At 62.2% G+C, this 14,020-nt stretch carries 13 protein-coding genes and 1 pseudogene; 7 read left to right on the top strand and 7 right to left on the bottom strand.

Features of this window, described 5'->3' with window-relative positions; genetic code table 11:
• Window positions 1-188 precede the first annotated feature (188 nt).
• The 3 genes from IPM49_09845 to IPM49_09835 all read right to left on the bottom strand — a co-directional run bounded on the left by IPM49_09845 (window position 189) and on the right by IPM49_09835 (window position 3,586).
• Complete coding sequence (locus IPM49_09845) at window positions 189-1,565, bottom strand: hypothetical protein (GenBank protein ID MBK9274827.1); 1,377 nt, start codon at window positions 1,563-1,565, stop codon at window positions 189-191.
• A gap of 176 nt (window positions 1,566-1,741) precedes the next feature.
• Complete coding sequence (locus IPM49_09840) at window positions 1,742-2,503, bottom strand: response regulator transcription factor (protein MBK9274826.1); 762 nt, start codon at window positions 2,501-2,503, stop codon at window positions 1,742-1,744.
• A gap of 3 nt (window positions 2,504-2,506) precedes the next feature.
• On the bottom strand, window positions 2,507-3,586 hold the full coding sequence (locus IPM49_09835) for a histidine kinase (GenBank protein ID MBK9274825.1): 1,080 nt from the start codon (window positions 3,584-3,586) through the stop codon (window positions 2,507-2,509).
• A gap of 283 nt (window positions 3,587-3,869) precedes the next feature.
• Here IPM49_09835 and IPM49_09830 point away from each other — a divergent pair, with 283 nt between their 5' ends.
• Genes IPM49_09830 through IPM49_09820 form a run of 3 tightly spaced genes read left to right on the top strand, consistent with a single transcriptional unit; the run spans window position 3,870 to window position 5,987 of the window.
• Entirely contained in the window at window positions 3,870-4,100 is a 231-nt protein-coding gene (locus tag IPM49_09830) for a hypothetical protein (GenBank protein MBK9274824.1), read from the top strand.
• A 19-nt stretch (window positions 4,101-4,119) separates the two neighbouring features.
• The gene (locus tag IPM49_09825; GenBank protein ID MBK9274823.1) at window positions 4,120-4,965 is read left to right on the top strand and encodes a hypothetical protein; all 846 of its coding nucleotides are present in this window, start codon (window positions 4,120-4,122) and stop codon (window positions 4,963-4,965) included.
• Window positions 4,962-5,987, top strand: coding sequence for a S41 family peptidase (locus IPM49_09820; protein MBK9274822.1), 1,026 nt, complete (start codon window positions 4,962-4,964; stop codon window positions 5,985-5,987). Before IPM49_09825 ends, IPM49_09820 begins: the two co-directional genes overlap by 4 nt.
• Before the next feature lie 48 nt (window positions 5,988-6,035).
• Here IPM49_09820 and IPM49_09815 read toward each other — a convergent pair whose 3' ends face one another.
• On the bottom strand, window positions 6,036-7,166 hold the full coding sequence (locus tag IPM49_09815; GenBank protein MBK9274821.1) for a hypothetical protein: 1,131 nt from the start codon (window positions 7,164-7,166) through the stop codon (window positions 6,036-6,038).
• A gap of 264 nt (window positions 7,167-7,430) precedes the next feature.
• On the opposite strand from IPM49_09815, the gene IPM49_09810 reads away from it, so the two are divergent.
• From IPM49_09810 to IPM49_09795, 4 genes and pseudogenes are all read left to right on the top strand, one after another.
• Complete coding sequence (locus IPM49_09810) at window positions 7,431-7,616, top strand: hypothetical protein (protein ID MBK9274820.1); 186 nt, start codon at window positions 7,431-7,433, stop codon at window positions 7,614-7,616.
• Window positions 7,613-7,990 (top strand): type II toxin-antitoxin system death-on-curing family toxin, encoded by a 378-nt coding sequence (locus IPM49_09805; GenBank protein ID MBK9274819.1) that lies wholly within the window; start codon window positions 7,613-7,615, stop codon window positions 7,988-7,990. The genes IPM49_09810 and IPM49_09805 overlap by 4 nt, the downstream gene beginning before the upstream one ends.
• Before the next feature lie 688 nt (window positions 7,991-8,678).
• A complete protein-coding gene (locus tag IPM49_09800) occupies window positions 8,679-10,073 on the top strand; it encodes a T9SS type A sorting domain-containing protein (GenBank protein MBK9274818.1) in 1,395 nt (464 codons plus the stop codon).
• A 443-nt stretch (window positions 10,074-10,516) separates the two neighbouring features.
• Window positions 10,517-11,503: pseudogene (locus IPM49_09795) on the top strand (hypothetical protein).
• A gap of 342 nt (window positions 11,504-11,845) precedes the next feature.
• On the opposite strand, the gene IPM49_09790 reads toward IPM49_09795, so the two are convergent.
• The 3 genes from IPM49_09790 to IPM49_09780 all read right to left on the bottom strand — a co-directional run bounded on the left by IPM49_09790 (window position 11,846) and on the right by IPM49_09780 (window position 13,818).
• Window positions 11,846-12,223: a DUF4411 family protein gene (locus tag IPM49_09790; protein ID MBK9274817.1), complete on the bottom strand. Its 378-nt coding sequence runs from the start codon at window positions 12,221-12,223 to the stop codon at window positions 11,846-11,848.
• Window positions 12,223-13,377 carry an ImmA/IrrE family metallo-endopeptidase gene (locus tag IPM49_09785; GenBank protein ID MBK9274816.1) on the bottom strand — a complete coding sequence of 385 codons (1,155 nt, stop codon included), beginning with the start codon at window positions 13,375-13,377 and terminating at the stop codon, window positions 12,223-12,225. Before IPM49_09785 ends, IPM49_09790 begins: the two co-directional genes overlap by 1 nt.
• A 138-nt stretch (window positions 13,378-13,515) precedes the next feature.
• Window positions 13,516-13,818: a hypothetical protein gene (locus IPM49_09780; protein ID MBK9274815.1), complete on the bottom strand. Its 303-nt coding sequence runs from the start codon at window positions 13,816-13,818 to the stop codon at window positions 13,516-13,518.
• Window positions 13,819-14,020 lie beyond the last annotated feature (202 nt).

Here is a 14,020-nt window from a genome sequence, read left to right as displayed (position 1 = left end):
ATAGCATCGATACCAAGGACAGCAGTGGTAGGATGGGGGCTGCCAGTAATGGGATGGACCGGGCTAGAGAGCGAACAATGGAGCAGATCCCATGGTCACAAGGTGTCCGCAACAGGAAAGCTGACGGATGACAGGTGGCACCGCGCTCCCGGTGACGTGTGCCACGCCGGGCGTTCAGCGCGCGTGGATCATATCCAGCACCCGCTTAAGCGCATCCTCATCCGCAGCGATCTGCAGTACCGGCGGGATCCCCACGAACTCGTACTGCGCCAGATCGTGGTAGCGTGTGGTGGTGCAGCCGATCGGATAGCCGCACACCGTGGTCGGCAGCACATTGCCAAAGCCCACAACCCGCCCGACCGGCTGCCCACCGTGGTCACTTTGCGGCTTTTACCGGCGTAGTAGAGCAGGCTTTCCGTGGCGCTGGCACATTGGCGGTCCTGCAGGATCCATACCCGCTCCGGCCGAGCAAGGACGGTGTCGAGCACGATCGGTGCGGGAGCCTGGGCGAATTGCGGGATGAAGGATCCCTGCGGCGCCACTTCCATCCTTCTGATCATTTCGCGCATGGAAGCGATCGCCTGCTCCCCGAAGTTGGCACTATCGGCGCGCATCACGGCCAGCCGCTCCCGGTAGCGCTCAATATTGCCCGCCGCGACCAGCAGTTCCGTGCGGTCCAGGTCGATGGGCGCGGTGTAGAAGTAGGGCAGCAGGCCGATCCAGCAGGCCTCCGATCCGCCCCCATTGCCACGCACATCGATGATGAGGTCCTTTGCCGCGCGGATCTCTGCGTCGTGCGCCCGGTAGAACGAGTCGAGCTGGGCCTGCAGCGCGCCATTGAAGCTTGGGAGTCGCAGCACAACGGCACCCGGATCGAGGCGCTGGAACCGGAAGGCGCGGGCATCGGTGGCGGCTTCCCTACTGTTGACCTGCTTGCGCCATCCAAAGGGGACCATCCGTCCCGAATGCACGGTGATGATGGAGTACACCGCTCCATAGGTCCGGGTGAGCATCCGGCATTCGTAGCGACCATGCCCTACCGGCCTCAAGGTGAGCTTCACCTGCCCAGGTTCCCAGCACCGGCTCGTAGAGGACACGACCACCCCGGCGAGGTCATGATGCGGGGCGCCGCGGCGAACGACCGCGAGGACGTACGTCCCGTTGCGGTCGCTCCAGAGGCCTTCAATGGAGTCCACCGGAAGCGTGCGTAGCCTTGGAAGCAAGGCTGCCGTGTCCAGCTGCATGCGTTCGGTGGACCGGAACACCTCGCTCTGCCGGAACGACGCGAGCGCCTCGGGGTCGTTCTCGTCCACGTCCTGCTGAGCAGGTAGCACGGCATCGATATAACTGTGGTTGTCCCGCAGCAACTGTCCATAGCGCTGCAAGTACAGGATGCACTCCTCCGCAGGCCGTCGTGCGACCACCTCCTGCAGCAGTGCATCCGCTGAGGCATTCACCAACGCTTTCTCCTGCGCGTCCATGGCGTTGTAGCCCGGATGGTTCTCCTCATAGTAGGCGCGCACCGATCGGAAGGCCTGCTCGCAGGCACAGACCTGCGCGTGCACGACACTCGTGGTCAGGCAGATCAACAAGGACAAGAAAGCACTCAGCCCGCGTGCCCGAACCAGACCACCATGGATGAACGCTTCCGCAGCTTGGCGGTCGATCCAGCTGCGGGATGCCTTGGGTGCGCGCTTCAGGTGTTCCATGGTCGGGAGGTTGAGTTAATGATGTGACCGGGTCATTTACCCATCCATAGCTTGAAGGCCATGGCGCCTTCGCGGCTCACGATGGTCTCCTTGTCCAAGGCCGGTCTCAGGATCACCTTCAGACGGCCGTTGAAGTGGTTGTGGATCTCCTGCACCGAGCGCACGTGGGCGATCACGGAGCGGTTGATCCGGTGGAAGTCCTGAGGGTCCAGCATGGTCTCCAGTTCCTCCAGCTTGTATTCCGCCACGAAACGCCTTCCATCCCACGTGCGGAAGAGGGTGATGCGGTCCTCGGCGTAGAAGTAGGCGATCTCCTCGATGCCGATGGCGATGAGCTTGTTCCCCTGCTTGGCGAGGAAACGTGTGCGGTACGCGCTCCGTCCTTGTTGCAACTGCCCCAACAGCCGGTTGACGTCGATCGTGCCACCCCCGAACTGCGAGCGAAGCCTTGACAGCTTGTCCAGTGCGGCCTGCAGCTCCTCCTTGCGCACGGGCTTCAGCAGGTAGTCGATGCTGTTCACCTTGAAGGCCTGCAGAGCGTATTCGTCGTAGGAGGTGGTGAAGACCACGGGCGCCTTGACCTCCACCTGCGTGAAGATGTCGAAGCACTGCCCATCCGCGAGCTCGATGTCCATCAGGATAAGGTCCGGTGCCGGATGGCTGCCCAGCCATGCCACGCTGTCGCGGATGCTGGGGCAGATGGCCAGCACGCGATGGGCGGGATCGATCTCGTGCACCAGCGCGGCAAGGCGTTCCGCCCCGAGCTGTTCGTCCTCGATGATCAGGATGTCCATGGTTCATTCCCCCAGCAGGGGCAGGGTTACGCGGAAGTCCGATGCGGTCTCCTCCACCTGCACGGGCGGGGCGCCCAGCAGCCGGAAGCGCTCGGTGATGTTGACCAGGCCCACCTTGTTGGAGTGCATGCGGCTGTTGCGGCGCTGCAGGTTGTTGTGCACCTCCATTCGGTCGTTGCCCACCGTGCGGATCGTCACCGTGAGGGGCTGTGCCTCGGAGATCACATTGTGCTTCACGGTGTTCTCCACAAGCAGCTGCAGGGCCTGGGCGGGCAGGCGCCGGCCCAGCAGGTGCTCGTCCACGGCGATCTTCAGCACGAAGCCTTTGCCGAAGCGGGTCTTCAGGAGGTGCTCGTAGGAGCGGATGAACTCCAGCTCATCCTCCAGGGAGCTGAGGTCGTGCTCGCGGCCACGCAGCAGGTAGCGGTACACGCGGGAGAGCTCCTCCACGAACTGCTCGGCCCGCTTCGGGTCCGTGCGAATGAGGGCGCTGAGCGAGTTGAGGCTGTTGAAGAGGAAGTGCGGGTCCACCTGGCTCTTCAGGCTCTCGTAGCGGCTCTGCATGTGCAGGCGTTCCATCTCCTGCTTCTCGGCCACGAGCCGGGCGTTCAACTGGCCGGTGTAGTTCAGTTCGAACACGCCCAGCACGATGATGCTGACCAGCACCGCCCCGAAGACGTGATTGACCCAGTTGAAGCCGAGCTCATCCAGGTCGCCCTGGAGGATCAGCTCTTCCGGAAAGTCGGAGGCCACGCTGGTGGCGAAGCAGAGCAGCAGCACGAACACAAAGGCCCCGCGACGGCGGTCGAAGTTCTGGTCCGCCTGCGGGTAGCGACGCTGGTACCCTTGGATGATGGCGTAGGCGCCGAAGAGCGTGACGGCCCAGCGCCCGAGGGTGGTGAGCACCATCAGGAGCTCCTGGGTCGCGCTGGTGCGGCTCCAATCGTAATCGCCGGTGAGGTTAAGCGCCGAGAGCAGGAAGATGATGATCAGCTTGAGCGCGAGCGGCCGCCGCATGAAGAGGAGGCTGCCGGACGAGGCTCCGGGCATTCCAAGCGATCGATCCTGCGCTGCTCTGGTCATGTTGGGCAGGGTGGCACCCACCGCGGTACGAAGTTGATCGCTCCTGCGGAAGGATGAGCGTCTGATCGACATGTACCGACGGAAAGTGCGTATGGACCGCATGGTCCGCTGACTGAACTCCGACGTTCAATGGCGCGGAGCGCGTGACCGTGCCCAAAGGATACTCATGCGACACGGTGTCCACTTCATGTCGCTCTTTATCCGGTTCACACCACCTCCTATTTGGCAGGGCAGCCCGGCCGCGGAGGTTTGCATCCGAGAACCGAACGCCATGCATCGGCGCATGCCCATCTGCATTCTCTTCCTGGCATTCTTTCAACTGGCAGCCCATGCCCAGGCAGCAGTGGGACCCGTGTCCAAGGGGGCGGTGCCTGCGCCCGTGCAGGAACGGCAACCCACCTTGCGCGAGGCCCTGCATCAGGTTGCCAAGGGTGATGGGCCGCACAAGGGTCACACCCTTGCCAGATGGATCGCGCGCCAGGCAGGCCGAAGCCTGAAGATCTCCGTACGCTGAACTCATCATCGGTCACCCCATGTACCGCACCTTCCACCTCCTGTTTTTCCTGCTACTTGCAGGCATGCTCATGGACGCCCACGGCCAGCAAGGCTACTTCCAACTGACCCCGGGCTTGGATCGGCTGCTGGTGCGCGATCGGCAGGTAGGCGACTTGGTGCACCGTGCCGACCTCGCCCGCCTCGGCCTCACCTATGCGCACACGGGCCCCAAGGGCGATTGGGTCTTCCACCTGGCCTACGGCAGGGGTTTGCTCGCACCCACGAGCACCGGTGCCCGTACCACGCTCTTCCCGATCTGGGAATGGGACGGCAGCATCACCGACGAGCGCATACCGATGGACCGTCCCATGTGGATGGCCGAGCTGCGCGTGGCGCGCACCTTCCACGCGAGTCCGCAGGTGGATGGCAATGGCTGGTACTTCGGACCGGCGTTGGGGTGGACCGCCAACCGGCCGCAGGGCTTCGCCCCGGTGGGCCAGATGGCCTGCGCCACCTTCGACGGCCTGGTCGGCAGGTCGTACGTGTCCGGGCGTCACAGGATCAACGCCGAGTTCTCGCTCACCCTCGTGGCGCTCATGACCCGCGAGCCCTGGTCGCGTTCGGTCTCCGTGCCGGGCAACATGGGTCGCATCAGTTCCTTCTTCGACAGTGGCACCACCTGGGCGGCGCCCTGGCAGCTGTTCCAGGCGCAGCTCGATCTGCGCTATGCCTACCAGCTCTCGGGCCGGTTCGCCATCGGCCTCGGCCTGTACATCGGCTACCTGAACGATGCCGAACGTGATATTCTCGATCATCCCGCCGAGCTGCGCCTCTTCCACCGCCGACTCGAAGCGGCCCTGACCTACAACCTCCTCAAGCGATGAGAACCTCGCACCTCCTGGCCCTGGCCACCGGCGCCGTCCTGCTCAGCTCCTGCCAGAAGATGGTCTTCGGCGATGAACCCGCCGCCGATCCCGTCAGCGTCTTCGAAAGCCTGCACCGAACAGTGAAGGAACACTACGGCCTCTTCCGGGTGAAGACCTTGGATTGGGACAGCCTCGGCAACGTGTACCGGCCCCAGGTGCACGAGGGCATGACCGATGCGCAGCTGCGCGAGGTGCTGGCCGCCATGCTCACACCCCTGAACGATGCACACATCACGCTCTATCCGAACAGCACCGAGCTACCGCGCTGGTCCATCGACCTCGTGGATGGGGCCTACATCGACTCCACCTTCCACTTTCCCACGGTGAAGGACCACTACCTCACGGAATACCAGGAAGTGAACGGGGCGGTGGCGTACGGCCGGCTCGTGGACGGGCATGGTTACATCCACATCCGTCATTTCGATGGCAGCAACAACGACTACGACAAGGGCCTGCGCGATGCGGTGCAGGCGCTGGCCGGCACATCAGGATTGGTGGTGGACGTGCGCGACAACCCCGGTGGCATCGATCCCTTCGCGCAGTACAGTGCGGGGCTTTTCACCGGCCAGGCCGCCACGTACATGCGGGTGCGCCGTAAGACCGGTCCCGGTCCGGACGACTTCGGGCAGGAAGTGGCCTGGACCACCACCCCCACGGGACCGGCGTATGCGAAGCCGGTGGTGCTGCTCACCGGTCGTGGCTCACAGAGCGCGGCCGAGACCTTCGCCCTGGCCATGCGCACGCAGACCCACGTGGTGCACATCGGCGACACCACCGCCGGGGCCTTCGCGGACAACGCATTCTTTGAACTCCCCAACGGCTGGGGCGTCACGCTCTCCATCGCCGACCACCGCGATGCCAACGGCATCAGCTGGGAGGGCCGTGGATTGTCTCCGGCCGTGGTGGCGGTGGCCGATCGGCAGGAGCTCAATGCCGGGGTGGATGCCGCGTTGGAAGCGGCGATGGATGCGTTGCCGTGAGGTAGGACCACGGGTCAGAGACCCGCGGCAGGGGGTGCATGACGGGCATCAGGGCTGCCACGGCCCACCCCGTGTCACATTCTTGAACACGGTCCCATTGAAGCGGAACAACCCACCGCTGAAGCCGAACCACAACGTTCCATGCCGGTCCTCCACGAACGCTTGGATGCCGAAATACTTGGTAAGGTCAGGCCGGTCGGTGCGGTCGAACAGTGTGAAGGTCTTCCCGTCGTACTTGTACGCGCCCACACGGACCGCACCTATCCAGAGGTTCCCTGAGCGATCCCTATAGACGTTATAGATGTCGTTCGCGGTCAGCCCTTTCATGTGGGGGAACTGCGTGAACGCCTTGCCACCTGTCCTGAGCGAAGCCGAAGGATCGTAACGGGCCAAACCACCTTCCTGTACTGGCGGAAAGTCCGAGGTGATGGATCCGAACCAGAGGTGGCCTTGCGGGTCCTCCACAATGCTCGCCACGTTGTTGCTACAGAGACCGTCCTCCTTGGTGAAATGGGTGAAGGACGTGCCGTCATACTTGCACGCGCCGTACCCATCGCGCCCGAACCAGATGTTACCCCGGCTATCCTCGATGATCTCCCACACTTTGCCGGCCACCCACTTGTGAGAAGGTTCCTTGATCGCTGGAGTGGGAATGTCGAAAGGCTGGAAGCGCGTGCCATCGAAGCGGAAGGCGCCATCGTTGGTGCCGGCCCACAAGGTCCCGTTGCGGTCCACAAGCAGAACGCAGCCCGCCCCGTGCAATCCCTCCGGTGCCTTGTAGGCGGTGAAGGTCTTGCCGTCGAAACGTGTAGCGCCATCGTGCGATCCGATCCAGATGTGGCCTTGCTTATCCTCCACGATGCTGGAGGCCACCATGTCGGCGAGGCCATCCTTCGAGGTGAAGTAGCGGAGGCGTTCTCCCGGAACGACCGATGGGTCGGCGCTGTAGCGGACCACACCATCGCCCACGGTGCCGAACCAAAGGTTGCCCTGGCTATCCTCCAAGGCCGCAACGATGTAGTCGGAGATCTGGGCGGTGTCCATGCGCACTTCCTGTCCCGGCGATGCTGCAACGACCACATCACCCGCTGTGGATGCCGGGACCTGCGCGTCGCAGGAGGCCATGATCACCAGCGATGAAAGGAGCGGCGAAGCGAGGAAGGAACGGCTGGTGTGCACGCGGGCTTGGATGTTCGGACAAGGTAGTGGCGCAGATCGGTCCACGCTGGCAGCTGGAGCACAAGGATCGTTAAGAAGGTAGTACTAGAGTCTGTTCCCATCAGCGCTGCGCCGCGTGTGGGCGGCGCGCCGGTACATATCATCGACCACTCGGACGGACCGGCACGGGCGAACGAGCCCAAAGCAGGTGGCCCTGCATTGGGGGGGGGGCTGTTGCGTTAGTTTTGTTGGACCATACACCTCCGCCGTGCTACGGCGCAACCCATGAGCACCAAGGAACTCCGCGAGAAGGCCGCGAAAGCCATCGAAGGCCTTTCAGACAAGGCGTTGATCAAGCTCATCGATCTGCTCGATGAGCTGAAGGTCGGCTCTACCAAGGAGAGCGACGATCAGTTGATCGACAAGATCATCGAGGAGAACCGGGAGGTGTTGGCCCGGCTCGCGAAATGATCTCGTTGGACCTCGCCGAAAAGTTTCACGCGCGTTCCATCGAGGCATTCGGAGGAGCGCAGGGTTTGCGAGATCAGGGTGCTTTGGAAGCCGCCTTGGCACGGCCATACCAAACATTCGGTGGTGAGGATCTCTATCCTTCACCGGTCGCCAAGGCTGCCGCGCTGATGGAGAGCGTGATCATCCGGCATCCGTGGTTGGACGGTAACAAGCGCACAGGCCTCGGTCTCGCACTTCTGCTCTTGCGCAAGGAGGGCTTCCGGATCGAAGCAACGCAGGATGAACTCTACGAGCTGACCATCCGCGTCGCTGAAGGTCGTTCGTCTGCGGATGAGATCGGTGAGTGGATGCAGGGGCGGGTGGTGGCGGTATAGGCGTGAGCTACAGACCCGCGGCAGCGAATGCCTTCCGCAAATGCGCCTTCTTCGCCTTCCGGGTCCGGCACGGTCAGAGCTCGCCCGCGTTTGCAACGCGGGCGTGGAAGAAGGTCGTTTGCAACGACCATGAACCATGTACGCCTGAAGCAGTGCGCGCTGCAAGCGCGCCGGGATCATCGCCCGCGTTGCAAACGCGGGCGAGCGGGAGAGGCACGAGTCGGACAACCCGCGCCGCACAACAGTCGTCTTGACCTGCTATGGCCCGTTCAAGGAAACATACACCTTACTTCGGTATCTGTAAAGGCAGTACGGCGAAGCCCTACAAGCGACTAGCCAACCACCACTTCCGGTGTGTGGAACGCGCAGCCATCCGCGCCGGGCGAGAGCCGCATGTGTCCAAGAAGGCCACTGCTGACCCTCGATTGATGGCCTATGATGACAAGCACTATCGGATGAGCCCCAATGCAAGGTGGATGCGGAAGTGACAGCCGATCGGCTGGCTTGCTTATGCTGGATGAGGTGGACACGGATCACAGATCCGCGCCAGCTGCGGAAGTAGGAGACGCGTAGCCGTGCGGGCTAAGGCACGATCAGCACCGTGCCGGTGAATAACGATCGCCCATCCTTTTGAACGGAGCGGCACCAGGATCGGAGCGCGGCGCATCCAGGGTGATAATTTCGGACCATGCGCTTCGACGTTCCATGCGCGTTGGTCCTGCTCACGTTGGGCGGCGGGCTCCGCAGCCAGAACATCTGCCTGGACCATACCGGCTTCGTCGCCTCGGGCGGCCTTGACCTCTGGGGCATCTCCGCCGGCCACCTGAACGATGACACACTGCTGGACATGGCCGTGAGCAACCACCTCACTGGCGACCTGTCGATCTTCTTCGGTAATGGGGACGGCAGCTTCCAGCCCGCCGTCACGCTGCCGGTGGGGATGTACCCGGTGGACATCATCGCGGCCGATCTGAACGGCGACACGCGCGCGGACCTGGTGACCGCGCATGTGGACCATGTGCAGGTGCTGCTCAACCTGGGCGGCGGAGCTTTTGATGCCCCTGTCCCGTACGCCATCCCTTCCGGGGAAACGTGGACCCTGATGGCGCGCGACCTCGACAACGACGGGGCCATCGACCTGCTCGTTCCCCATGGCGCGGGTGGCGGTGGCCTGGCCGTGCTGATCGGCAACGGCGATGGCACCTTCCAGCCGCACGCGGATCATCCCACCGATGTCCCGGCCACTTCCCTGGACCTCGCCGACTTCAATGAGGATGGCCACCTCGATGTGCTCTACACCCACCTGGCCGGCTTGGGCGAGGTCGTCCACTTCTGGAGCATCCTGTGGGGCACAAGGCCCGGCACCTTCGGAACGCGGACCCACGTCACGCATCCGCACACCAGCATCTTCGCCTCGGCGATCGATGTGGATGCGAACGGCGACATGGACGTGGTGGTGTCCAACTCGTATCCGTCCCCGGACTCCCTCTCCTTCCGCATGGGCGATGGTACCGGTGGCTTCGCGGCGCCCGTGACGATGTACGGCGGCATCAGTCCCGCGCTGGTGCGGTCAGTGGACATGGACCTCGACGGTTTCGGCGACCTGGTGGTGGCGGACTACGCCAACAATTCGGTGCGGGTGTTCCCGGGCTACGGTGCGGGCCAGTTCGGCCCTCCCGTGCATTCCATCGCCGCCGTGAATCCCATCGACTTCGCCGTGGGCCGTTTCAATGCCGATGCGCTCCCGGACATCGTGATCGCCGCCAGCAGCGGTGCCTACGTGGGCGTGATCCTCAACTGCCTGGTCGCGGCTGTGGAAGAAGCGACCGACATGAACGTCATGACGCTGGGCCCCAATCCTGCGGATGATGCGATGTACATCCGCCTTGACGGCGCGGCCCAGGCGGCGTGGATCGAGATCACGGATGCTGCTGGCCGGTTGGTGGAGCAGGCGGGTGCATCAGCGGACGGCGTCGTTGTGGACACCTCCCCGCTGGCCGGGGGGCTCTATGTGGCCACCCTGTGTGATGCCAACGGCCGCAGCCTGGCACGGGCACGGTTCGAGGTGGTGCATGCGCGCTGATGGTGATGATGTTGAACACGATCTCCGGGAAGTGGAGGGTGCCAGAGAGGATGCCCGGCTTCACCTCATCGGTGATGCGGGCCTTGATGTCCACCCCCGGGTCAGGCCCGGGGCAGGCGTGCCCGCGCGGGCTTTCCACCCGATGGGGTAGCCTTCGCTGACCCGCGTTGGCCAGAGCTCGACCGCGTTTGTAACGCGGGCGTGGAAGCAGGTCGTTTGCAACGACCATGACCCATGTGAGCCGGAAGCGGTGCGCGCTGCAAGCGCGCCGGGATCATCGCCCGCGTTGCAAACGCGGGCGAGTGGGTGATGGCCACCGTGGTGCGATGCCAGGCATGAGCTCAACCGTGGAGGCCCTTGTCCCGTGCATCTCCGGACCGGTCGATCGCGGATGCAAGCGACGACCTGCCGCATTCCCCATCTTCACGCTCCCAAGCACACCCATGTACATCAAGCGCAACTACGGCTTCTTCATGACCTTTTTCTGATCCAGGAGGTCTTTTGTCATCGGGCTGGCCTACGCAACCGTGGTGAACATCCTTGTTCACCTGCTCCACACGGATCTCAGCATCCCCTGGCAGCCCATCAGCGTCATCGGCATCGCGGTGGCCTTCTACCTCGGCTTCAAGAACAACAGTTCGTACGACCGCACGTGGGAGGCGCGCAAGATCTGGGGCGGCATCGTGAACAGCAGCCGCGCGTTCGGTGCTGCGGTCTGCTCGTTCGTGAAGGGCCCGGACGACCAGGCCATCCGCCGCGAGCTCGTCCATCGCCATATCGCCTGGCTCACCGCCCTTCGCCACCAGCTCCGGATGCCCCGTGCTTGGGAGCATCCGCGTGAGCTGGAGCACAGTGCGAACCTGCCCCGGATGAGCGAGCAACCCGGACCGGTATGCAAGGCGGAGATGTCCAAATACCTGCCCGAGCAGGAGCTGTCCGGCGTGTACCAGCAAAGCAACCTGGCCACCCAATTGCTGCGCAACCAGAGCATCCGTCTGCAGGAGCTGCGGGATGCCGGCTACTTCGATGACTTCCGGCACATGGCCTTCCACGGACATGTCGCTGAGCTGTATGCGGAACAGGGACGTGCGGAGCGGATCAAGAACTTCCCCTTCCCGCGCCAGTACGCCAGCACAGCGCTGTGGCTGACGCTTGTCTTCGCCGTGTTCGTGCCGCTGGGCATGCTCGATGTCATCGGCCGTTCAGCGGGTTGGCTCTTCTGGGTATCACCCTTCCTGAGCGCGCTCATCATCTGGATCTTCTTCCTGATGGAGATGATCGGTGACTATTCCGAGAACCCCTTCGAAGGCACCTACAACGATGTGCCCATCACCTCGATCGCACGCGGAATTGAGATCGACCTGCGCGAAATGATCGGCGATACCGACATCCCCGGCCCCGTGGAGCAGGAGAACGGCTTCTTGATGTGAGCCCGGAACGTTCGTTCCCAATGGTGGGGCCACGCACTTGACCTCAGCGATCATGGTACTGGGCAAGCCGGTACATACCATCGACCACACGGTCGGACTGCGGCACGACGAACAAGCCTAACGGATGAGCGCAGCGGTGATGAAGGGGGTGGCTGGGGTGCGGTGAAGGCCACGATTCACAGACTCGCGGCAGCGGGGGAGTTTAAGACCCGCGCTGTAGCTTGAATCCGCGATCCTTCAAGAAGTCCGCGATGCCGATGGTGCGAGCACCATACTTCGCTGCCACTTGCGGCAACTTGTTGGAGACCGTTGTCTTCTCCTTGGTGACAATGATGAAACCTTCTACCGCAGCGTCCCGATCAGGAATGGATCAGCCTCATCCCGCTCTCCAATCAGTTTGCCAGGCTTCAGAAACCCAGACCTAACATTCTCGTTGATGACCCGCTGCGATAAGATCATCGCCTTCTCATCGGTTTCCCAGAAGCAGTATTTGCGCTGCTTCTTCAACCAGGACTTCAGGAACCCCCGGTCGCCCTTGTAGCTATCCACTACCTCGTCGTACACGAAGTCGATGACTTTGAAGCGGCCTGCGAGGGAAAGCCATGCCAGGTCCTGCCAAAGCGCATCGAAGACGGATAGGTCGCTGTAGTATCGCTCAAGTGTCACCAACGCATCACTGTCGAACGCATAGATGGCCTCATCCTCATCGAACAAGTTCATCATACTACCAGTTGACGGGCTTGGGAGAAGCGGTCCATCGGCACATCAAGGAGTTGCGAGGCTTGAATGGCGCCGATCCGTTCACGGTCAAAGGCATTGAAGATCAAGCGCACGAACGAACGTCCGCGTTCCTGCACTTTCCCTTTGATCGTATCGCGTGGCTGGCCCTTCTTTGCCCGTCCAAAGGCTTTCTCTTTCCATTTCAGGTGGTGCTCCTCATAGAATTCTGGCGTGGTGAGCTTCTCAGAAAGCAATGCCCGCAATACCACCTCCAAGCCGTCATGGTATCCCTTGGCGATATTGGCCAACTCCACCCTTGCCCACTCTTTACCCGCATTTGCAGCGAGGTGCTGAACGACCACCGTGTGTTGCCGCAGCTCCTCTCTCGGCAACAGGACCTCTGCGGCAAAGCTGTTGCACCAATGTTCTATTGCCTCCCCATCTGCTGCGTGCAGGTCGCACATGCCGCTTTCTCCAAGGATGACGTGACCGAGTTCATGGAAAAGCGTGAACAATCTCGCGGTCGGCATTTCCCCTCGCCGTTTCAGAACGATGATCGGTACCTCCTCGTCCAAAACGGAGAAGCCCCGTAGGCCGTCCTGGGTCAGACTCAGTTGATAGACCAGCACGCCAAGAGCTGAGACCGCTTCGATGGTATGTTCCAAGGCCTGCGCATCTGTAATACCCTCCTCGCGGAGGTGGAACAACTCAAGCTGTTGCCTCAGCTTTTGTCCTAATGCCTTGGGATCATCCTGCAACGTCGAGCGGTGCTTGAACGCCGGCACCGGCAAGTTCAAGTTCCTGAGCAGGTCTATTTGAGAGATGGCGAGCGTACGGGCTTTCCGAACTGTAAGGATGGTCTTCGAATGGAAATGGTCAAGCTTGACAGAGCCGGCTGTCCTATGGTCGCGTGGTAACGGCTTCTCGTAAGGCACCTCGGTGAGGAGCAGGAAAGTCAAAGACCGCTTGTAGACCCTAGCCATCGACTTGAGCAAGAAAATCCCTGGCTGCTCCACACCGGATTCAATGGCCTCCAATTCCTCAGCCTCAATCTCCAGCATCTTGCAGGCATCCACGACCGATAGGCCAAGGCTCGTCCTGGCGTACTGCGCCACCACCCCGGAAACCGGAACCTTGTACTGCTTCTTTGCCATCGGTCAATTGCTCAAGTCAAAACTAAGCCGCGCGACGCATTGAAGCGGAAAGCCCACAGCCGACTGAGGAACGAGGGCGGCGAGGACTACGAGCGGATGGCCCGACGGCGAGTCTTCGAGCCGGAACGCCCCAAGAACCTACGCCTTAAGCACCACCTCTCCCGCCTTCCTCAAATGCGCCTTCTTCGCCTTCCGGATCCGGCACAGCCTGTCCCGCCCAAGCGGGATCACCACCTTGTACTCCGGGCACGACCTGTCCCGCCAAAGCTGGCTCGCCAGTGAGTCGCTCACACTTGATGTGATGATGTTGAGCATGATCTCCGGGAAGTGGAAGGTGCTGCTGAGGATGTCGGGCTTCACCTCGTCGGTGATGCGGGCCTTGATGTCCACCTGGCCCTGCCTTCGGCAGGCAGGCGCACTAAGGTTCCAATGCGTGCTCATTAGTCAATATTCCAGATCAATACATCGCTCTCGAAACGAGTGAAGGACCTGATGAAGGTGGTATCGTGACCAAGGCCCGCATAGTAGAAGTCGACAGTAGGTTGGTCACCTGGAGTAAAGTTGATGGCGTATCGACCATCCTTATCAACATCGCTCTTCGCAAGGATCCGACCACCTGCTTTCACAAAGAGGCTGAGCCCTT

The sequence above is a fragment of the Flavobacteriales bacterium genome, assembly GCA_016715895.1.
Classification (GTDB): domain Bacteria; phylum Bacteroidota; class Bacteroidia; order Flavobacteriales_F; family PHOS-HE28; genus PHOS-HE28.
Note: the sequence above shows the minus strand (reverse complement) of the source record. Positions and strands in the feature narration are given on the sequence as shown.